The 20783-nt window shown below is 56.2% G+C and carries 24 protein-coding genes and 1 riboswitch; of the genes, 9 read left to right on the forward strand and 15 right to left on the reverse strand.

Going from position 1 to position 20783, the window contains the following annotated elements:
• Positions 1–41: 41 nt before the first annotated feature.
• Both JHC09_RS02350 and JHC09_RS02355 read left to right on the forward strand, forming a co-directional pair.
• The gene (locus JHC09_RS02350) at positions 42–1004 is read left to right on the forward strand and encodes a DMT family transporter (RefSeq protein WP_199530636.1); all 963 of its coding nucleotides are present in this window, start codon (positions 42–44) and stop codon (positions 1002–1004) included.
• Between the two features lie 76 nt (positions 1005–1080).
• Positions 1081–1329 (forward strand): hypothetical protein, encoded by a 249-nt coding sequence (locus JHC09_RS02355; RefSeq protein WP_199530637.1) that lies wholly within the window; start codon positions 1081–1083, stop codon positions 1327–1329.
• A 33-nt stretch (positions 1330–1362) separates the two neighbouring features.
• Here the strand turns inward: JHC09_RS02355 and JHC09_RS02360 are convergent, their stop codons facing one another.
• The 6 genes from JHC09_RS02360 to JHC09_RS02385 form a co-directional block, all read right to left on the reverse strand.
• Positions 1363–1818, reverse strand: a complete 456-nt coding sequence (locus tag JHC09_RS02360) for a MerR family transcriptional regulator (RefSeq protein WP_169196100.1) — start codon at positions 1816–1818, stop codon at positions 1363–1365.
• Positions 1819–1845: 27 nt separating this feature from the next.
• The gene (locus JHC09_RS02365; protein ID WP_169196099.1) at positions 1846–2157 is read right to left on the reverse strand and encodes an integration host factor subunit alpha; all 312 of its coding nucleotides are present in this window, start codon (positions 2155–2157) and stop codon (positions 1846–1848) included.
• 212 nt (positions 2158–2369) lie between these two features.
• The gene (locus tag JHC09_RS02370) at positions 2370–3347 is read right to left on the reverse strand and encodes a beta-ketoacyl-ACP synthase III (RefSeq protein ID WP_199530638.1); all 978 of its coding nucleotides are present in this window, start codon (positions 3345–3347) and stop codon (positions 2370–2372) included.
• Between the two features lie 5 nt (positions 3348–3352).
• Complete coding sequence (gene plsX, locus JHC09_RS02375) at positions 3353–4414, reverse strand: phosphate acyltransferase PlsX (protein WP_199530639.1); 1062 nt, start codon at positions 4412–4414, stop codon at positions 3353–3355.
• Positions 4415–4488: 74 nt separating this feature from the next.
• Positions 4489–5034: a YceD family protein gene (locus tag JHC09_RS02380; protein ID WP_199530640.1), complete on the reverse strand. Its 546-nt coding sequence runs from the start codon at positions 5032–5034 to the stop codon at positions 4489–4491.
• Between the two features lie 3 nt (positions 5035–5037).
• Positions 5038–5559: a ubiquinol-cytochrome C chaperone family protein gene (locus JHC09_RS02385; protein ID WP_199530641.1), complete on the reverse strand. Its 522-nt coding sequence runs from the start codon at positions 5557–5559 to the stop codon at positions 5038–5040.
• Between the two features lie 167 nt (positions 5560–5726).
• On the opposite strand from JHC09_RS02385, the gene bamE reads away from it, so the two are divergent.
• Positions 5727–6164 carry an outer membrane protein assembly factor BamE gene (gene bamE / locus JHC09_RS02390; RefSeq protein ID WP_169196094.1) on the forward strand — a complete coding sequence of 146 codons (438 nt, stop codon included), beginning with the start codon at positions 5727–5729 and terminating at the stop codon, positions 6162–6164.
• Positions 6165–6184: 20 nt separating this feature from the next.
• On the opposite strand, the gene JHC09_RS02395 is transcribed toward bamE, so the two are convergent.
• The 8 genes from JHC09_RS02395 to JHC09_RS02430 form a co-directional block, all read right to left on the reverse strand.
• The gene (locus JHC09_RS02395) at positions 6185–7171 is read right to left on the reverse strand and encodes an acyltransferase (protein WP_199530642.1); all 987 of its coding nucleotides are present in this window, start codon (positions 7169–7171) and stop codon (positions 6185–6187) included.
• A gap of 93 nt (positions 7172–7264) precedes the next feature.
• Complete coding sequence (gene nusB / locus JHC09_RS02400; protein ID WP_169196092.1) at positions 7265–7747, reverse strand: transcription antitermination factor NusB; 483 nt, start codon at positions 7745–7747, stop codon at positions 7265–7267.
• Between the two features lie 20 nt (positions 7748–7767).
• Positions 7768–8244, reverse strand: coding sequence for a transcriptional regulator NrdR (nrdR, locus tag JHC09_RS02405; RefSeq protein WP_169196091.1), 477 nt, complete (start codon positions 8242–8244; stop codon positions 7768–7770).
• A gap of 15 nt (positions 8245–8259) precedes the next feature.
• On the reverse strand, positions 8260–9549 hold the full coding sequence (gene glyA / locus JHC09_RS02410; protein WP_199530643.1) for a serine hydroxymethyltransferase: 1290 nt from the start codon (positions 9547–9549) through the stop codon (positions 8260–8262).
• A gap of 119 nt (positions 9550–9668) precedes the next feature.
• A riboswitch (ZMP/ZTP riboswitch) is annotated at positions 9669–9751 on the reverse strand.
• 41 nt (positions 9752–9792) lie between these two features.
• Complete coding sequence (locus tag JHC09_RS02415; protein WP_199530644.1) at positions 9793–10005, reverse strand: hypothetical protein; 213 nt, start codon at positions 10003–10005, stop codon at positions 9793–9795.
• A gap of 192 nt (positions 10006–10197) precedes the next feature.
• Positions 10198–11436 (reverse strand): L,D-transpeptidase family protein, encoded by a 1239-nt coding sequence (locus JHC09_RS02420; RefSeq protein WP_199530645.1) that lies wholly within the window; start codon positions 11434–11436, stop codon positions 10198–10200.
• 270 nt (positions 11437–11706) lie between these two features.
• Entirely contained in the window at positions 11707–12219 is a 513-nt protein-coding gene (locus tag JHC09_RS02425; RefSeq protein WP_169196086.1) for a MarR family transcriptional regulator, read from the reverse strand.
• A 242-nt stretch (positions 12220–12461) separates the two neighbouring features.
• Entirely contained in the window at positions 12462–12848 is a 387-nt protein-coding gene (locus JHC09_RS02430; RefSeq protein ID WP_199530646.1) for a hypothetical protein, read from the reverse strand.
• 180 nt (positions 12849–13028) lie between these two features.
• Here JHC09_RS02430 and hemB point away from each other — a divergent pair, with 180 nt between their 5' ends.
• Together hemB and JHC09_RS02440 are read left to right on the forward strand one after the other, a co-directional pair.
• Positions 13029–14039: a porphobilinogen synthase gene (gene hemB, locus JHC09_RS02435; RefSeq protein ID WP_199530647.1), complete on the forward strand. Its 1011-nt coding sequence runs from the start codon at positions 13029–13031 to the stop codon at positions 14037–14039.
• Between the two features lie 212 nt (positions 14040–14251).
• Positions 14252–15676 (forward strand): MFS transporter, encoded by a 1425-nt coding sequence (locus JHC09_RS02440; protein ID WP_199530648.1) that lies wholly within the window; start codon positions 14252–14254, stop codon positions 15674–15676.
• A 20-nt stretch (positions 15677–15696) separates the two neighbouring features.
• On the opposite strand, the gene JHC09_RS02445 is transcribed toward JHC09_RS02440, so the two are convergent.
• Positions 15697–16635: a DMT family transporter gene (locus JHC09_RS02445; protein ID WP_199530649.1), complete on the reverse strand. Its 939-nt coding sequence runs from the start codon at positions 16633–16635 to the stop codon at positions 15697–15699.
• Between the two features lie 161 nt (positions 16636–16796).
• Between JHC09_RS02445 and JHC09_RS02450 the strand changes: the two genes are divergently transcribed.
• From JHC09_RS02450 to JHC09_RS02465, 4 genes are all read left to right on the forward strand, one after another.
• Positions 16797–17309 (forward strand): RDD family protein, encoded by a 513-nt coding sequence (locus tag JHC09_RS02450; protein WP_169196083.1) that lies wholly within the window; start codon positions 16797–16799, stop codon positions 17307–17309.
• Positions 17310–17370: 61 nt separating this feature from the next.
• Complete coding sequence (locus JHC09_RS02455; protein ID WP_199530650.1) at positions 17371–18126, forward strand: arginyltransferase; 756 nt, start codon at positions 17371–17373, stop codon at positions 18124–18126.
• Between the two features lie 61 nt (positions 18127–18187).
• Positions 18188–19213 (forward strand): glycosyltransferase family 2 protein, encoded by a 1026-nt coding sequence (locus JHC09_RS02460; RefSeq protein WP_199530651.1) that lies wholly within the window; start codon positions 18188–18190, stop codon positions 19211–19213.
• A gap of 7 nt (positions 19214–19220) precedes the next feature.
• A complete protein-coding gene (locus JHC09_RS02465) occupies positions 19221–20738 on the forward strand; it encodes a hypothetical protein (RefSeq protein ID WP_199530652.1) in 1518 nt (505 codons plus the stop codon).
• Positions 20739–20783 lie beyond the last annotated feature (45 nt).

The following is a 20783-nucleotide window of genomic DNA, read 5'->3' on the forward strand; positions in this document are numbered from 1 at the left end:
CGCCCGTAACCCTGAGGAAACTGGTTACGGAAAGGACGACAATGAACCAGATTTCCTCCCCGACCCGAAATGCAGCCCTCGGCGCTATGTTTATGCTCGCTGCCTCGCTCGCTTTCGCAGGATCAAACACGCTTCAGTCTGTGCTACCATGGCAGTTTAACATGAGCTCCACAGGCATGGCCTTCTGGCAATATGTCATTGCCTCGCTGCTCGCCTTACCGCTGATCATGCGCATTAGCCTCCAAAACCTCAGAACACGGCACCCGATGTTGCACGAGCTTCGCGCCTTTGTGTCGGCACTGGGCGTGCACGTGTTCGTTTACGGCTTCGCCTCCGGCGTACCGATCTGGCAAATGGTGACGCTGCTCGCAACCGGCCCCCTCTTTATCATTATGGGCTCGTACATCTTTCTCGGAGAGCGCGTCTCTGCTGCCCGCCTTGGCGCGGCAATCGTGGGCTTTGTCGGCGCGGTCATCGTCTCGGGCGTTGGCAGCGAAGGCTTCTCCGCACAAACACTGATACCCATTCTCGCTGCAGCCCTGTGGGCCGGCACAGATATTATCACCAAACACCTCGCCCGCGAGGAGAGCCCCGAAACGCTTACCATTTCGCTTCTGCTGCTGGTGACGCCCAACCATCTGGCGATCTTACTGATCGTCAATGCTCTCGGCTGGCTTGCCCCGACAGTGCTGCCTGCGGGACTTGCCAATGGCTTCCCCTTTGCATTGCCTGAAGGTTTTGGCCTGGTCCTGCTTTTGCTGCTCGGCGCACTCACCGCGGCAGCGAACTATCTGCTAGCCTTTGCCTATCGCAATGCAGACGCTACCTATCTGCAGCCTTTTGGAGACCTCAAGGTGCCGCTTGGCGGATTGATCGGCTGGATCGCTCTAGGACAAGTGCCGTCTGGCTACTTCTGGATTGGCGCCCTTTTGATTGTTGGCGCATCGGTGTTTATCTATTGGGTCGAACGCGACAGCACCCCAAACAGACTACAAACAGCGTAACACTTGCGTAATAAATGCTGGAGCATTGGTTGAGGGCCTTGTACTAAGGCCCTCAATGTTTTTGTGAGGGGGCCAGATGGCGCTGAAAGAAAACGACGTCAGCTTTTTTAGACCGATGTGGATACGCGGCGGTATCTCCGTGTTCCTTGCGATTTGGCTAGGCTGGGAACTGCTCTATACAGGCGACATGTTCTGGGCCTCTATCGTCGGCGTAGTTCTGGTTTACTTCGTATGGAATTTCTTCGTCAAATTCCCAAAGAACGACGCTTCGCCCCCAGAGGCGGCACCGACAGAGACCACTCAAAACGACGAAGAGCCGCGCTAAGCGCGGCTCTTCCGTATTCATTGCGTGACTGATTTAGTGTTCGCGAGCCCGCTCTAGGATACGCTTGCACTCGAGCAGTTCGCGCAGAACCTCTGAAAGCTTATTGCGCGAATCTTCATCGAGCTCAGGGCTAGCCGACAGCACGGCCTCTTCAAGCTCAGCCGCATCTCCCGCAGCTTCCGCCTCTTCAATCAGTGGCAGTATCTCATCAAGGCCTTTGCCTTCGCCTACGGCGATGACATAGCGCGGTCCTTGATCCTTTAGGATCTTTTGGACGCCTTTGATGGTAAACCCTTGATCGTAGAGCAAATGGCGGATGCCGCGTAAAAGCATCACATCTTCCGGCCGGTAGTATCGCCTGCCACCACCTCGCTTTAGAGGCTTGATGGTAGCAAACCGAGTTTCCCAGAACCGCAGTACGTGTTGCGGTAGATCCAGCTCTTCAGCTGCCTCCGAAATCGTGCGGAACGCGTCGGGCGACTTATCCAAAACAGCCGGTCCCCTCGTAAGAAAGCCTTACTCTGCAGAGGAAACCATAGACTTGTTGATCTTGGACTTCAACACGTTGCTCGGTTTGAACACAAGAACCTGCCGAGGCAAAATCGGAACCTCCTCGCCCGTCTTAGGATTACGTCCGATACGCTCGTTCTTCGAACGCACGTGGAACGACCCAAAGGACGATAGTTTGACGTGAGAACCGACGACCAAAGCGTCTGAGACCAGCTCAAGCACTCGTTCGACAAGCTCAGCAGATTCCGTCCGAGATAGACCCACAGAACCATAAACTGCTTCGGCCAAATCGGCGCGCGTAATAGTCTTCTGCGACATAGCACCCCCAAAATCCAACGGACTGAATGTCCGTACCCAGTATCGAAAGCGACGAGACTGCTGCGCCCTTTGGCACAACGAATACTGCCCAGTCAGGAACACATCCCAATACTGCCCATTTCGCGGCATAAGCACGCTCAAGGCATTGGATCTTTCTCCCCGAGGGAGACAGTAATGCCTTGAACAGCTTAACGTCAATGCACGTCAGATATTTACCAGCGAATGAGCGAAGCGCCCCAAGTAAATCCGCCACCCATTGCTTCGAGCATCACCAGATCACCCGGCTTAATACGGCCGTCTGCGACAGCGACACTCAATGCGAGCGGCACAGAAGCCGCAGAAGTATTGGCGTGTTGATCAACAGTGGTCACGACCTTCTCTGGCGCCAGACCAAGCTTGGCCCCAGCACCGTCGATGATCCGTTTGTTGGCCTGGTGCGGCACAAACCAATCCAGATCGTCAGTCGTGTAGCCGGCCTGTTCCAATGTTGCGTACACAACGTCGGTGATCTTGCCCACGGCATGGCGGAACACTTCCGGACCCTGCATGCGCACGTGGCCAGTGGTGCCTGTCGTCGACGGCCCACCGTCGACGTAGAGCTTGTCCCAGTGCTTGCCATCCGAACGCAGAGCAGAGGCTAGGATACCACGATCTGGCTCGCCCTCAGCCAATTCGACGCGCTCCAGTACGATAGCTCCTGCCCCATCCCCGAAAAGGACGCAGGTGGTGCGATCATTCCAGTCGAGGAGGCGGGAGAAGGTTTCCGCGCCAATAACCAGAACACGCTTGGCCATGCCCGACTTGATATAGGTGTCAGCGGTTGTCACCGCATAGACAAAGCCCGAACACACGGCCTGGATATCGAATGAAAAGCCGTGGCTCATGCCCAGCTTCATCTGCACCAGCGAGGCCGCCGATGGAAACGTATAGTCAGGCGTGGTGGTCGCGACGATGATCAGGTCGATATCGTCAGGCGTGAGCCCTGCATTGTCGAGCGCCGCACGTGCTGCCGCGGTGGCGAGGTCAGATGTAAACTCACCTTCCGCTGCAATGTGGCGCTTCTTGATACCAACGCGCTGCTGAATCCACTCGTCCGAAGTGTCCACACGCTTAGCGAGATCTTCGTTCGTGACAGCGTTTGCAGGCAGATAGCTGCCGACACCGCGGATGATGGATCGTACTCTGGTCACGCCGATTATGCCTCGGTTTCTGTAGGCAGAGAAGTCTCTGTCTTGTTAATGGGGAAGCGCTGCAAGGTATCGCCAACCTTGTCCATCAGGCGATTGCGCGCCATGTCATAGGCAAGGCCGAGAGCACTCTTGTAGCCGACTTCGTCAGTGCCGCCGTGCGATTTGATGACCACGCCGTTCAGACCGAGGAACACGCCACCATTGACGGTACGTGGATCCATTTTGCGCTTGAGAGCGCGCAAGGCAGAGGACGCGAATAGCGCACCAATCTTGCTCATCAAATTGGCGGTCAGAGACTGCTTGAGATAGGCAGCGACCTGACGGGCGGTACCTTCAGCAGTTTTCAGCGCGATATTGCCAACAAAGCCTTCGGTGACGACGACGTCGACGGTGCCCTTGCCGATATCATCACCTTCAACGAAGCCATGATAGGTGAAGCCATTGCCGCTCGCCTGAGCGAGGATTTTGCCAGCATCCTTGATAGAATCCAGGCCCTTCACCTCTTCAGTGCCAACGTTGAGCAGGCCCACGGTCGGATTTTCGGAATCAAACAGCGCACGCGCTAGTGCCGAACCCAGAATGGCGTAGTCTACCAGCTGCTGAGCGTCAGCGCCGATGGTCGCGCCCATGTCGAGTACGATGATGTCCGAGCGCACAGTCGGCCAAATAGCTGCGATACCAGGACGGGAAATCCCTTCCATCGGACGCAAGCAGAAGGTCGACATGGCCATAAGAGCACCGGTGTTACCACCTGAAATGGCAACATGGGCTTCGCCGTCCTTAACAGACTGAATTGCCTTCCACATGGACGACGTACCGCGACCCTTGCGGAGAGCCTGGCTTGGCTTTTCGTCCATCGCGATTACAGTTTCGCACGGAACGAGTGTCGACGCGGCTTTAAGCGCAGGAAATTCTTCAAGGAGCGGAGCAACCTGCTCCTCAATGCCGTGGAAAATAAAACGCGTGTTCTTGCGCTCTTTCAGCGCCAGATAGGCACCGTGGAGGACCGCGCGGGGCGCGTTATCGCCGCCCATAGCGTCCACGGAAATAGTTATAGTATCGTTCATTTCAGCCTGTTATCTGGCCCGCCGGTGGGGCGAGCAAACATATCCCAAGATGGGGTCGACGCAAGCCCTTCACCCTAGGACTTGTCTGCGTCCTTCTTCAAGGCTGCGAGCTTAGCAAAGGGATTTTCTTCCCCTTCGTTCTGCAAGTTTAAGCTCTCGACGGTTTCACCCGGGAGACGCGGATAGGGATCGAGCGCAAGTGCAAGAGTTTCAAGCATCAAAGCGCTCAAATCGACCTCAGAGCCATCGATGTGATCTGGAAATTCGTCATCTTCAAGGTCAATGAAGACTTCCGAGCCTGGTGCAGCAGGTTTTTCACCCTTAGCTGCAGGCAAAAACACACGATCGATAGGCTCACGCAGCTTTTCTTCAACCGGATCCTGGCTGATGATCGAGGCTTGCTGGACTACTGCCTCCACAAAACCCTGCGCGCGTAACCCGCCGCGCAATGGCACAACGGTCAGCTCGGCAACAAAACGATCAACGGCGAGTATTTTTAGCGACTCAGCAATTGCAGCGCGCTGCGCTTCGTCGGCGTTGACGTTAACGGAACGACCAGACGCTGGGAGTTTATCGAGACGCACAATGGCGTCGAAAATTGGCTCGTCTTGGATAGTCATAATTTAGGCTCCAAAAGTCAGCTTACCGCCGGTTATGTCTGAGGTGCTCTGCGCCACCAGTGCTTGGTCTTCTGCCAACACATAAGTCGCAAGAGCCGAGACATGTTCGTCGGTCGGCTGGTCATAAACGTTGCGGGCAAGAACGGCCTTTAAGGCTTCCTTATCGCCGCTATCGATGGCGGTATTAAGGGCTGCCAAGAGCCCAAAGAAGATGTTCCCCATCTTCTGAATTTTTTTCGGAATACCGATATCCGTCACGCCCATTTCGCGCAGCGAGCGATCCATATCCTTAAAGAAGAGATCGAATACGGCTTGGCTAAACGCCTTGTCAGATTCTCCGCCCGCGCGCAGACGGCGGAAAAGCAGGGCCATGTGCAGGCTGATCATGTCGAAACGGCCAGTAACTGTGTCAGCTACACCCCATTCGGCATAGAAAACAGGCTGCCGGGATTGCGCCACAATGGCGTTATAAATCGCATAAACTGGCTCTGTAGCGGAGTTCTTGCGAAACAAGGACATAATCATGGGATTGCGCTCGGCGTCGGTATGGGTCAAACACAGGCAGATTGGGGTGCCGGACCACTGTCAGCTTGCCAGAAAGCTAAGTTGACAGCTACACATTCCGGCGGCCACAAAAGGCACGCGCCTCGTTACAACCGCCTATAGTCGAGAGCCATTGGGAAAGTCAAACTATGAGCCTGCGTCTTGCAAAAGCCTCCGTTGTCGCGACCATTCTGGCCGTTGCGCTAGCTGGTTGCAGTAGCAGCACTGCTCTGGTGACACAGCGCACCCAAGGGTACGTCATCCCAAGCACTGCGCTGCAGCAGATCCGTCCGGGTCAAAGTCAGCAGACGGTCCAGTTGGTTCTGGGGTCGCCACAGTCGACCAACACATTCGGTGACCAGACCGCTTGGTACTATGTCGAGACCAAGGTGAACCAAACCTCGTTTGGCTTCACACAGATCAAGGAACGTACGGTTCTGGCGGTCTATTTCGACAAGAGCAAGAAAGTCAGCGAGCGCGCTGTCTACTCGTTACAGGATGGCCGCGCGGTCGACATCGAAACCCGCCGCACCCCATCTTTCGGTCAGGATGCGACCTTCATCGACTCGATCCTCTCCTCGTTCTAATTCTGATTCCAGAAACGAATTTAAGCCTCGGATTTTCCGAGGCTTTTTTGTTTTCTTAGCCGTTGTGATTGTGCCCAGTTCAGGCCATGTCGATAGGCAATTGCAAGGCCTAACGACACCACGATCACCACAATGATCTGCGTGTATGGATCCCAGTATGAGAAGTAGTCCTCAACCCGCCTCAGGATGAAGACGTGGACCAGATAGGCTCCAAAACTGGCTTGCGCGAGTGCCGACAGAATGGGCGAAGTCGGACTTTTCATGCGTAGGAATATAGCGCCTGCGCCTACGGCCCAGAACAGCGTGCCAATTGAGTACTCGTTGTCCGATAAGTTTACCCCTCGCAGCCCGTATTTCTCGATCAAGTGCATCACGAGCCCCATAAGACTCACCAGAAGCCACCAGCGCGTCGAGAGAAGCATCCATCTTGGATCGCGCTTTAGGCTCACACCAATCAGGAAGAATATCGGCGTGAAGAACAACCCGCTGCGCATCCAATAGGTCGGAAAAACTTCGCCGGTCAGCAGCTCACTGTATACGCCCAGCGACATGCCCGTTGCGTATAAAACAGTCGTTAGTACCGCGGTTGCGACAAAGCCCACGCTCGACAGACCAGCGAATACGATCGTCCCGCCGACGAGCAAGGCCGGCAAGTACCACAGATGATATCCCGCCCCTCCGGTCCACGCGACGAGCAGAAGTCGCTCCACGAGCGTGACGGGGTCGCCCACAAAGGCACTGGGGCGCAAGTTATAGAACGCGAGCCAGAACACGAGCGGCCATGCCACGCGCTGCCCGACCTTGCGAACAGGGGCGATCTTGGCGCTGAAGTATCCAGCAAGGATGAAAAAGCTTGGCACGGCGAAGCGCGACAGGTCGCGCAGGCTGTCGCGCATCGGATCGCCTTCGGGAAAAGCCCCATAGGCGTGAATGCAAACAACCGCGCAGAAGGCGACGAGGCGCAGTAAATCCGCCCCCGCATGTCTGTCTGCGGTTGTCTGTCCCATCCTCTACCCTCCCAACGGTCAGGATAGGGCGATGGCAGAACAAAAAAATACCCGGATTTCTCCGGGCATTTTGAATTCTTGAATTTGGCTCTTTTAAAGCTCGGAACCTGCGTCGCGGGCGATTTTGTCGAGAGCGCCATTCACCAGGCCCGCTGCATCGTCCTCATAGAACGCACGTGCAACATCAACATATTCAGTGATAACGACGCGTGCCGGAATGTCCTTGCGGAACAGCAACTCAAAGGCAGCGGCGCGCAAAATAGCGCGCAGTGTCGCGTCTACACGCCCAATCGGCCAGCCTTCTGCTAGCGCCTTGTCAACCGTCGGGTCAACTTGGAGCTGGTGCTTAGCAACGCCGGACACGATCTGGCGGAAGAAATCGGCGTCAGCGGGCAGATACTGCTCGCCTTCGATTTCACGGCCGAGATGGAAGGCACCGAACTGTGCGAGCGTGTCTTCCAGCGTCGCGCGGCCAATATCCATCTGATAGAGCGCCTGGACGGCGGCAAGGCGCGCAGCACCACGCTGATTAGCGGGGCGCACAGCGCCGGGATCACGTTTTGGATGGTCGGTCATCGGCTGTTCAATCGGTTCTATCAGTCATCTTCACTCAGGACGGTTTTGTCCTGAGCAAGTTCGGCTAGGAAGTTACGGAAGTCGTCCGCCGCAGAGAAGTTCTTATACACACTCGCGAAGCGAACAAATGCGACATCGTCGAGCCCTTTGAGGCCTTCCATCACATATTCGCCAATTTGGTCAGAGGTGACCTCCATATCGCCCAAGCTTTCCAGCTGCCGGACGATACCGGAGATCATGCGCTCTGCGCGCTCTGGTTCTACAGCGCGCTTACGCAAGGCCGTGTTAACAGAGCGGGCGAGTTTATCCCGATCAAACGGGACTTTTCGTCCGCTCTTTTTCACGACGGTCAGGTCACGAAGCTGCACGCGCTCGAAGGTCGTAAAACGCCCCCCGCAAGCGTTGCACACGCGGCGACGCCGAATAGCGCCCGAATCTTCCGTCGGGCGGCTATCCTTCACCTGCGTGTCGTCATTGCTGCAATAGGGGCAGCGCATAGGCCGAAACCTTTATTAGCTGTAGATCGGGAAGCGTGCGGTCAGGGCTTTCACCTTCTCGCGCACAGCCGCTTCTACAGCGCCGTTGTTGTCTTCGCCGTTGGCCTTAAGACCATCGAGCACTTCAATGATCAGCTCACCAACTTCGCGGAATTCAGCCTCACCGAAACCACGGGTCGTGCCCGCTGGAGTGCCGAGACGAATACCGGAGGTGATCGCTGGCTTTTCAGGATCGAACGGCACAGCGTTCTTATTGCAGGTGATGTAAGCGCGACCGAGGGCAGCTTCTGTTGCCTTACCGGTCAGGCCCTTCGGACGAAGGTCAACCAGCATCAAGTGGTTGTCCGTACCGCCGGAGACGATCTCAACACCACCCTTTACGAGGGTATCAGCGAGCACCTTAGCGTTAGCAACAACTTGCGCCGCGTACTGCTTGAATTCAGGCTGCAGAGCTTCCTTGAACGCAACTGCCTTACCAGCAATCACATGCATCAGCGGGCCGCCCTGAATGCCTGGGAAAATGGCCGAATTGATCTTCTTCGCGATCGCTTCGTCATTGGTCAGGATCAGACCACCGCGTGGACCACGCAGGGTCTTGTGGGTGGTGGTGGTCGCGACGTGTGCATGTGGGAATGGGCTTGGGTACTGGCCGCCCGCCACAAGGCCTGCAACGTGCGCCATATCGACGAAGAGCAGCGCGCCGACTTCGTCAGCGATTGCGCGGAATTCAGCCCAGTCCATGACGCGCGAATAGGCCGAGAAGCCTGCGACAATCATCTTTGGCTTGTGCTCGCGAGCCAGCGCACGCACCTGATCCATGTCTACATAGCCGTCCTGCTGACGCAGGCCGTACTGAATAGCGTTGAACCACTTGCCAGACTGGTTTGGCTTGGCACCGTGGGTCAGGTGACCACCAGCGTCGAGCGACATGCCCAGAATGGTATCGCCTGGCTGTACCAGCGCCTGATAGACGCCCTGGTTCGCCTGCGAACCGGAGTTCGGCTGAACGTTGGCGTATTCAACACCGAACAGCTGCTTAGCGCGTTCGATGGCAAGGCTTTCCGCCACGTCCACATATTCGCAACCGCCGTAGTAGCGCTTGCCGGGATAGCCTTCGGCATACTTGTTGGTCAGAACCGAACCCTGTGCTTCGAGCACAGCGCGCGAGACAATGTTCTCGGACGCAATCAGTTCGATTTCATGCTGTTGACGGCCGAGTTCCTGACCCATTGCTGCGGCGAGTTCCGGATCGGTCTCGGCAACGGAATTGGTGAAGAAGTTTGGAAACAGATTTGCAGCGCTCATCGGAGGGTTCCCTCGCAAGAGTTCGAAGTGGACGAATTGGCGATGGCTTTATCACGCGAAAGAGCGCGATTCCAAGGCCGGACGATGTGCAAAGGGTCCATAGGGCTCCCCTATTTGCGAATGGGTGCCCAGGCGAGCGGCTCAACAAGGTCCGCGCTCCCCGATGGTTCCCCATCTTTCCTCGCCAGTCGCACGAACCAGAGCCTTATGCCGCAAAATGGGGCGCGAGAAAAGGCCCAATAATCAGGCGTATTTACCCAATGTGCCGGAAGGCGGCGTAGGCTGGGTCTCGGCTAGCTTTTTACGCAGCTTTGCTAGGGCGAGCTGCTGCATATGTCCGCGCGCCGTATTGACTGGAGCGATGACGATCACCTCAGTGCCGCTGTCGACGTCAATCGCGGCGACGCGCATCTGCTGACCAAGCTGAACGAACTCGAAAAACACCTCGCCTTCCATATTGGCCTCCAAAAACAGCGCTCTATCGCCATGTTAGCACATTTGCGAGTGTCGTAACATGGGGCGCTGACCAGCAGACTCCCCTTCCCCGCTTTGTTTGTCTGTCTTGGCCCGAGCAACGCCACGCCTACCCCCCCCAAAGCAAAAAGGCCCCGCCGAAGCGGAGCCTTAAAACCTGCAAAGCCAGAGCGTTTACGCCTGGAAGCTGACTTTGCCCTGTTCGTCAAACTTGTAGACGTCATCACGGAAGCTGACTGTGCCCTGACGATTGGCCCAAGCGGTGATGTAGGTGGTGTGGATTGGAACACGCGCCTTTACTTCAACGTCAAGACGGGTCAGCGCTTCAAAGGTCGAGTCGACCTTGTTCTGATCCCAGTCGCCATTGTCGCGCAGCAGCCAATTGACCATCTGGTTGACGTTGTTAACGCGCACGCAGCCCGAAGAGTGGAAACGCGCGTTCTCGCCGAACAATTCCTTGCCGGGGGTGTCGTGCAGATAACAATCGTAAGGGTTGTAGAAATTGATCTTGCAGTGCCCCATCGAGTTCGCCGCGCCCGGCTCCTGACGGTACATATAGTTCACTTCACGATCGGAGATATTTGCCCAGTTGATCGTCTGCGGATCGATCTTGGTGCTACCGTCGTAGATGAAAATATTCTGCTCTGCGAGGTAGTTTGGATTTTCCATCATGTACTTGGTCAGATCCTGACGGATCAATGACTTGGGCACATGCCAATATGGGTTAAAATTGATCTGGTGAATGTTAGACGCCATGATCGGCGTAGCGCGGTCGGCACGACCGACGACGGCGGTGTGGCGTTGTTCCACCGCACCTTCGTTCACCGCTTCAATGGTTGCCGCCGGAATATTCACGACGACATAGCGCGCGTTCAGCTTGGCAGCCATGTTCTGAACCCGGGTGTAGTTCAGATAAAGCTGCTGCATGCGCTGCGCTGCAGACACATTCATTGCATACCAGGTGGCTTCGTCGATCTGTCCGTTCACAACAAGGCCGTGACGCGCTTGGAAAGCACGCACACCGCGATCCGTGTCGGCATCAAAACTGTCGTCCGCGTATTCAACCAATGGCATGTCGCCAGACGAAATCAGACGGCGCTTCACAGCAACAACGGCCGGAGAATTCGCGCCGAGAGCGAGGCGGAATGCCTGCTGCGGAATCTCTTCCCAACCACCAGCGGCGACGAAAGGCTCGTATTGCGAGATCGCCAGCTGCAGATTGTACAGGGTGTCGAAGGAAAGGATAGGCTCGCGAGTCGCAATGAGCGCCTCTGCAGCGGCAGTGTTGCCCGCCTGATCGACCTTAACAACGCGATTGCCACCGAACCACCCCTGAGCATGAGCGCTCGGGAGAGTTAGAGTTGCCCCAAGATAGGCGCAGCCTCCCAAAAACTTGCGACGATTCAAAAGCATCTAGCCACCCAGAAAATTCTTTGCCCGCAGGCCCCTACCATCCTCATAACGATCAAAGGATGGATGCCCCAAAACAGTCACGCAGGAACGAAAACGACATAGACCTAACGGTTAATGGTTTCAAACCCTGTAACGGACTGAAAAGCGCAATTTTGCGGCATAAATAAGAAACGCCGACCAACTGGCCGGCGCTTGTTTCGGAGTCGTGGCACGGAGGCAACACACGCCACCATCTGCCGAAGATTTGTGTCCGCTCTAATCGTTGCGGGTTTAGAGCTTGTAGAGGATCTGGTCGACCCAGAAGCGTTCAAGTCGAGCGAGAGCCTTGTTCAGACCATCGAACTCGTCATCGCCCAGACCACCGACCTTATCGATGGACTTGAGGTGACGATCATAGAGCTCGTCGATCACTTCCGCCACTTCTTCACCCTTAGGGGTCAGCTTGATGCGAACCGAACGACGGTCAGTGCGCGAACGTTCCTGGAAGATGTAGCCAGTTTCGACCAGCTTCTTGAGGTTATAGGAGACGTTCGAGCCGAGGTAATAACCGCGAGAGCGCAGTTCACCTGCAGTGAGCTCTGCGTCGCCGATGTTGAACATCAGCAGCGCCTGAACCGGGTTGATGTCGTCCCAACCCATACGGTCGAACTCATCCTTGATCAGGTCGAGCAAACGACGGTGGAGACGTTCAACACGGGATACTGCTTCGAGGTAGAGTGGCTTCAGGCCTGCGCTAGAGCGTTCAGGGGTTAGCGCCTCAGCCGCGTTCGATTTGATTGCCATAGTGTGCCTCACTGTTTTGCTTGTGCGATTTTTCGCATCTCGTGAGGATGAAACTAGGCGTCTCCCATAAACATCGAACTAACTGACAGGCTTAAAACTATCTTACTGGAATGCAATGACAATTTAGCTTAATTGAGCCTTACACCTAGTCAGAAACTCGTAACCTTTCTCAGGTGTAAACACATAAAATTGCGCCACACCCGTGCTTTGATGCAAATGAAAGGCAAGTTTTGCTGGAGTTTTTAGTCAGCCGCCGCGCGTTTTAATCGCAAAGTTAGTGCAAAAATCAGCACAATTGCGAGCAAAAGCAGGATGCGAACGAAGAAACCGGCCATCGACATCCGCACATCAGGGTTACCGGAAAGGTAAAGCGCAAGCTCAAATACTGTCGCAGCGACAACTAACACCGCGCCCCAACTGGATTTTAGCCAAAGCCCTACCGCCGCAAACAGGCGCGCGATGCAAAAACCACCGAGATAGGTGAAAGCCGTTGCTCCCATATGCTCCATTGGGCTGACCCCGCCCGTGCTCACGCCCAAGAGGCGCGCAGCATCACTCAGGCCAAGAGCCAGGGTGAAGAGAGCGACGATGCGAATGTAAAGGCCGTGATTGGGCGCAGGGAACAACATGGCATGATTGATAGCTGGCTCGCTTTATTGGGACAAGCCGCGCCTTGTGAGCTTTTGCTTAGGTTTGATAAGAGCACTGGATAACCCTTTCAACACTGCGTGCCTTATTCAGCATTTTCTTGTTTGCCCCTCGCAAGGGGAGGATAAGCGCACCAAAGCATTTTCCTCTGGAGCATAGTGATGAGCAACTGGCCCAAGCATGACATGAGCTTCCTGGGTGGCCGTCGCCTGCGACGCACCCGCCAATCGGCATGGAGCCGGGACATGGTTCGCGAAACCGAACTGCTTCCCCGCGATCTGATTTGGCCGCTCTTTGTTATCGAGGGGCAGAACGAGCGCACTGAGATCAAGACGATGCCGGGCGTCGAACGCCTGTCTATCGATCTTATGGTCGAAGCCGCCAAGCAGGCGCGCGATGCTGGCATCCCTGCCCTCGCTATTTTCCCGAATACACCGGGCGAGCTTCGCAGCGAAAGCGCAGAAGAGGCCTATAACCCAAACAATCTCATGTGCCGGGTTCTCGCTGCCATCAAGGACGCGGTTCCAGAGATCGGACTGATTGCCGACGTGGCCTTGGATGAATACTCGGCAAACGGCCAAGATGGCCTTGTCCGCGACGGCGCAATCCTAAACGACGAAACCGTAGACGCTATGGTCAGGTCTGCAATCGTTCAGGCGCGTGCTGGCGCCGACATTATTGCGCCATCTGACATGATGGACGGTCGCGTTGCTGCTATCCGTTCCGCGCTGGACGATGAAGGCTTTGATCAGGTCCAGATCATGTCCTACTCGGCAAAATACGCTTCGTGCTTCTATGGCCCCTTCCGTGAGGCGGTTGGTTCGGGCTCGCGTCTGCAAGGTGACAAGCGCACATATCAGATGGACTACGCCAATTCCGATGAAGCTCTGCGTGAGATCGAGCAGGACATCGCTGAAGGCGCGGACAGCATTATGGTCAAGCCGGGCCTGCCGTATCTCGACGTCATCCGTCGCGCCAAGGATGCGTTCAACGTGCCGATCTACGCCTACCAAGTGAGTGGCGAATACGCGATGATCGAGTTCGCGGGCCGGGCTGGCGCGATCAATCGCGATGCTGCCGTGCTTGAGAGCCTGTGGAGTTTCAAGCGTGCTGGGGCCAATGGCATCCTCACCTATTATGCCCTCGAAATGGCTCGCACGCTGGCCAAATAAGGCCCGGCCTAGCAAAGTACCTTTGAAATCCCCGCTCCGGCGGGGATTTTTATGTATGCCCTTCTCTCAGTCTGATTCCGCTTTTCGAGCCAAGGCCATGATTTCGCGAGACCTTTTGCCAAAGCTCGCATCGCGCCACTTCCATACCACGCACTTGCTTTCCGCACCCAAGCGATTTACCAAGTTTTTACTTGGAAAACTACGAGCCGCAAATGTCAGATCGTGTTGAGGGCCGTTGGGCCGAAATCTTCGGCCCCTCCTATCTCCGAGCGACCGCAATCATTTGCCTTGGCGTGGCATTACTAGCGTTCAACTCCTTCCTCTCCACGACGACCCTGCCGACTGCAGTGCGCGAATTGGACGGTGTTGAAGTTATCGCTTGGGCGACGACACTATTTTTGGTGTTTGCCATTGTAGGTGGCGCTGGGGCCGTACTCGTCAAACAACAGCTCGGCGCGCGTTGGGCTCTTATCGCCACCGCAGGCGTTTTCATAATCGGCACCCTCATCGCCGGTTTTGCCAATTCGATGACGCAGGTTCTCATTGGCCGCGCCATTCAGGGATTGGGTGAAGGCGCAGTTGCCGCGTTGTGCTTTGCGCTTATCCCCGAGCTCTTTCCCAATCGTTTGGTGCCAAAAGTGTTCGGTACCCATGCGATGATATGGGCGATTGCTGGCTTTGGTGGCCCCGCTGGCGCAGGTGCTTTGACAGAGTTCATTTCATGGCGCGCCGCATTCTTGGTCAATGTGCCCTTGGCGCTGATTTTCTGTGTGATGGTCCTCGCTGTCGTTCCCAATACACGCAGCAGTGCCGAGAAGATGGCGTTCCCCGGCATTCGACTCTTTGGAATTGGCGTCGGCGTCCTCCTGATAGCCCTCGCTGCAGTCATGCCTTGGTTGGAGGCCGCCGGTCTCGTGGCACTGGGAACACTCCTCGTAACGGCTGCGATTTGGCTTGATCGCCGCCACCCGACCCCAATGACACCCAAGGGCGCATTCTGGTCGAACACGACATTAGGCCCCGGCTTCTGGACTATTCTCCTTCTGCCAATTGCGGGCACAATGTCAGCTGTCTACGTTGTCATGCTCCTGCAACAGTTGTGGGACTTTGGCCCGACGCTGGCTGGCGCATTTGCAGCGTTTATGTCGATGGCATGGAGCGCGTCTTCTATCGCCGTCGCCAATATCAAGAAGCGCTCAACACGAAAGATATTCATCTGCATCGGCCCTCTGCTGGTCGCTATTGGGCTGATAACGGTTCTGATCGGACTGCAGCTAACCTCGCCACCGATTGTGGCCATTGCGCAAATCTTCATCGGCTTGGGCTTTGGCACAAGCACAGGCTACACCATGATCAGCCTGATCGAGTCGAGCAGCGCCGCGGAACGGGACAAAACGTCGACACTCATCCCGACCACACAATCGGCCGGCAATGCCATCGGCGCAGCCCTGGGCGGGGTGGTGGCGAACATGGCGGGCTATGCCGTCGCGACCAGCAATGAGGGCGTTTTGAGCTCCATCGTCCCGCTGTATATTGCAGCAACAGGTATTGCATTGATCTGCGGCGCCACAGCACTGGCGCTCGTTAGGCGCATCCCAAGCTACACCGAGACCGCAAATTCGCCCGAAACGGCTTGAGCCGGTGGCGGTTAACCGCCCTACCCTGCCTTGTCGGTCAGCCCATCTTCTGAGGCGAATTGTGCTGGCCGCTTGCCCCGACGCGGGCGAAGTGCACTAACCACACCCGCAACAGCGACAAGGCCCATGCCAACAAGAGCAATGGGTTCTGGCGCATGGCCGAAAATCACCCAACCCAAAATGCCCGCCCAGAGCAGATGCATATAGCTCATCGGCGCGATGAATGCGGCGGGGGCATAGCGATAGGATTGGGTAAAGCAATAATGCCCCAGCCACGCAGACACGCCCAAACCGAAGAACAGCAGCATTTGGAACGGCGTCGGTGATACGCCATGCATGGTCCAGGGCAAGAAAATGCCGAAACCAATAGCGCCCACCAAGGCCGAATAAAACAGCATGGCTGTCGTGCGCTCCGTCCTGGCCAGCACGCGCGAGAGCAGGTTGTAAGAAACTGAAACGATGACGTTGCCGAGAACGAAAATCACGCCCCACGGGTCCAGCCCGCCGCCCGGGCGCGCGATCAGCAGCACGCCAGCAAAACCGATACCAGCGGCGATCCAGGCGTTCAGGCCAACTTTTTCGCTCAAAATCGGGCCAGATAGCGCTACCACGAGCACGGGCGCGAGATAAACAATAGCAGTGGTTTCCGCCACCGGCATTCGCTGGAATGCAAGGCTCACGAGCAGCGAACCAAGCGCAAGACTGCCAGCGCGCACCAAAACCCAGCCGGTTCTTACGGTTTTGACCATCTCCTTGCCACGGAAAGGCGCAACCAAGGCCATCATCAGCAAGCAATGCCCTATGTAGCGCAGCGCCGTAACCATGGGCACATTATAGTCTTCGAGCAGAAGCTTATTGGTGGTGTCATTATAGGCGAAAAGCAGCGTCGCCGCGACGATGAGCACAAACCCACGTAAAGGCCTGTGACTTAACTCTGCGGGCGGTGAAGAAGTGGACATTGACCAATACCGGCTAGGGTCTTCAGCGTAACGACTCATGCCGCTGAAACGACTTCTGCGGACCATATGTCGAGCCTAGCCCAAGAGCGAGGCTCAAACTGCGTTGAAAAGTTAGTTTACCCGCCACTTGCAAACACGGCCCCACTTCCCATGTTTTACGCATGAACCCAGACTTCGCCGCTCGCCCTGAACTGCCGAACCCAACAACTGCCCCAGAACTTTTCGAGGGCGTTTTGACCCGGCGCGTGGTCGCTTACCTTATCGACCTTGCGTTGATCGGGGTCATCACCCTGATCCTCGGATTCGCGGGCCTGATTTTGGGCTTTTTCACTTTCGGGTTGGCGTGGGCCGCACTGGCGTTGGTCGTCCCGGCCTCAGTACTGATTTACTACGCAGTGACACTGGGTTCGCATCGCCGGGCGACTTGGGGCATGCAAATGATGGATATTGTCCTCACGCCAGCACGGGGACAGCCTCTCGATGGCTGGATGGCCATTCTCCACGCCGCACTGTTCTGGGCGACATTCTGGATCGCATGGCCAATTGCTGTGCTTTTCCCGCTGTTCATGCCACGTCGCCAGATGCTGCATGATCTGGTCGTCGGTGGCTTGATGGTACGCCGTTCTCCTATGGTGCGCCATTGGCGTCGGACGACTGGTCACGATACGTACTGAGAGATTGCAGCCGAGCGAGCACAGGAGTATCCTATGCGTTCTGTGCTCAGTTGCTATGTAGATGACCGATCAGACGCCTGAAACCACTCAGCTCTTCCTAACAGCAGCCATGCCGTGTCCGTACTTGCCGGACCGAATGGAGCGGAAGCTATTCACGCATCTTTCCGGCCGTCGAGCCACGTCATTGCATCACATGCTCAGCGACAACGGTTTTCGTCGCAGTCAGAACCTGATTTACCGCCCCGCATGCGATGGCTGTAACGCCTGCCAATCGGCGCGCATCATCACCAAAGACTTTGTACCGAACAAGCGGTTCCGACGCACGTCGCGGCAGAACGCTGATATCGCCGTCCAAGTACGTCCGGCCGTCGCAACACTCGAACAGTTTGACCTGTTCAAGCGCTATCTCCATGCGCGCCATGAAACCGGCGGCATGACGCAGATGGACTGGCAAGATTACGAATATATGGTCGAAGACACACCAGTTCAGTCCATTCTGGTTGAGTATCGGCTCGCTAATCATCCCGATCAGCCTTTGATCGCCGTTGCGCTTACTGATGTGCTGCCAGACGGGCTATCGATGGTCTATAGTTTCTTCGACCCCGACATGAGCCATCGGAGTTTGGGGACATTCATCATTCTCGATCATATCGCCCAAGTTCGCGCTGCAGCGCTGGACTACGTCTACCTCGGCTATTTCGTCGAAAGCTCTCCCAAGATGGCTTACAAAGCGCATTACCAGCCGCTTGAAGTTCAAAAGGGCAATCTCGGTTGGGTGCCTCTACACCTCAATGGAAATACTGTTCCTCAGCAGTAATTTTACGCCGCATTAGGAAGATACTCGTAACAATGCCTTCACAAAACCGGTGGAGGCAACGGTGCAGCGGCAATTTCACAATATTCATTCAGTCGCTCTTTCAGTTGTCGCGCCGTGCTACAATGAAGAGAGTGGTCTTGATGAGTTCCACCGCCGCGTAAGCTCTATCTGCCAGTCCACCGTCGGGAACGATTACGAAATAGTTCTGGTCAACGACGGCTCGAAAGACGCAACCCTCGAAACCCTCTATCGCTTGGCCGCAACCGATGACCACTTGGTCGTCGTTGATCTCGCCCGCAATTACGGCCAACAAATCGCGCTCAGCGCCGGGCTTGAGGCAACGCGCGGCGCGCGCGTCCTCATCCTCGACGCCGATTTGCAGGACCCCCCAGAACTACTGCCCCAACTTATGGAACGCCTCGACCAAGGCGCGGACGTTGCCTATGGCCAACGCCGCCGCCGCGATGGCGAAGGCCGGATGAAGCTGGCAACCGCTCATGTTTTCTATCGCTTCTGGCGTCGTCTCGTCGACATTGACATGCCTCTCGACGCTGGGGAGTTCCGCCTCATCAGTCGCCGTGCATTAGACCATGTTCTTTCCATGCCGGAGCGCTATCGCTTTGTCCGCGGCATGATCAGCTGGGTCGGCCTACGCCAAGACGCTGTCACCTACGACCGCGACAAGCGCTTCATTGGCGAAACCAAATACAACTTTCCAAAGATGATCGCCTTGGCCATGGATGGGATAACCAGCTTCTCTATCGTTCCACTGCGGCTTGCGTCCCATCTTGGTTTCTTCATGGGCATCGCCGGCCTCCTGATGCTGCTCTATACCGGCTGGTCGTTCGTCACCGGCCGCGCCGTTGAAGGTTGGACGAGCCTTGCCTCAATCATGCTTGTAATCGGGTCTGGTCAGTTTCTCGTCTTGGGCATTTTCGGCGAATATCTCGGGCGCATGTATATGGAAGCTAAGCGTCGCCCGCTCTACATCGTCAATGAAATCCGCAGAGGCGCGGAAAACGCTCAGCCGCAGGACGCACGCGACCTTCAAGAAAAGCTGACCCAAGCAATCGCAGCGCAGCGTTGAGACCAATATGACGTTGGATACTGCACAATGGCGCAGCCGCGCCAACCACGCCCTATCGCCTGCGACCGTAACCGCCAGCCTCTGGCTTATAGCCCTCATCCTCGTTCAATTTGCGCCGCTCTCCAGCGACAGCTGGTGGCAAATGTGGATCGCGCGCCAAATGAACGCTGGCATCCCCCTCTACGAGTGGATCAACGAGACCAATCCGCCGCTCTGGTTCTGGATGGCGCGGCCGGTTGCCTATCTCTCAGCGTTCACAGGCCTGCCCCAGCCCAATCTCATGGTCACGGGCATTATGCTCCAGATCGCTCTGTCGCTGTCCCTGTGTTGGATATTCTTGCGACACCTGACGCCGTCTCGGCAAACGCTTATCCTAGCCGGGCTGCTGTTCTGCATGATTGGCCCGCATTACATCGAGTTTGGGCAACGCGACCACATGGCGCTGATCGCCCTCCCGCCCTATGTACTACTCATCGCTTGGCGCGCAGAGGGCAAAGCCGTTTCATTGGCCCTAGCGCTCGCCATTGGCTCCTTCGCCGCGCTGATGATCGCACTCAAGCCTCACATTGCCTTGGACCCAATCGCGCTTGAACTTTGGCTGATTTACAAAAGGCGCAGCTTTAAGCCATTCCGCCCCGAATGCCTGTGTCTTGCCATCGGCGCTGTTGTTTACATCGCCAGCATTGCGATCTTTGCACCTGCCTATTTCACCGACATCATTCCTGCCGTCACGGCAGCCTATGGCGAGTTCGGTGGCCATAAAATCAGAGTCTTCCTGAGCCGTGCCGCTCTCATGCTGCCGATTGTAGCGCTCTACTTCTGGAGTTTTCGGGGGTCTATACCTCCAACTGCCCAAGCATTTCTCGCTATGGGTGTTGGCTTTACCGGCTCCATGCTGGTCCAATTTAAGGGCTTTCTCTACCACGGCGACCCCGTCGCCTCGGCGATGCTGATGGCTGTTCTCTTCAACATCGTGTTGAGGGAGGGCCCAATCACTTTGCGCAAGCGCACCCTACTGGTGGCTATGGTCGGATTTGCCTTATCGCCCTTCGTTCAGAATGAGCGTCCGTACCAACAGTATGCAGCTCCACTGGTCAGCGACTTAGCGCCCGGCACAAAAGTGGCGACCGTGCTCATTGACCCAACTCAAACCTGGCCCCTTCTCGAACGGAATGGCCTCATCAACGTCTCTCGCTACTACCATCACTGGATGCTGGTGAAGATAAACAGCACCCTGCGGAGCGGGGAGGACCTCTCACCAAAGCTACAGGCGATTGCTGATGATATCCGATCGGACCTTGCCAATGACTTGCTCTGCAATCCGCCGGATGTGCTGCTTGTCACCCCTGGCGCGCTCGGAGGCCAATGGCCCGTCGTTGATTTTCTCAAGCAAGATCCACGTCTGGAACCAGTGATTAGCGCCTATATCGAGGGTCCCACGCTCCAACATCTAGCACGCTACGACCGAGTGGCCCCGCTACCCGCCCCAACACCCGACCTCGAATGCTACGCAGTGGCGCGTTAAGGCAAAAAGAAGGGGCGCCGAAAGCGCCCTAATCATTTCAACTTC

The organism is Devosia sp. MC532 (assembly GCF_016461625.1).
Classification (GTDB): Bacteria; Pseudomonadota; Alphaproteobacteria; order Rhizobiales; family Devosiaceae; genus Devosia.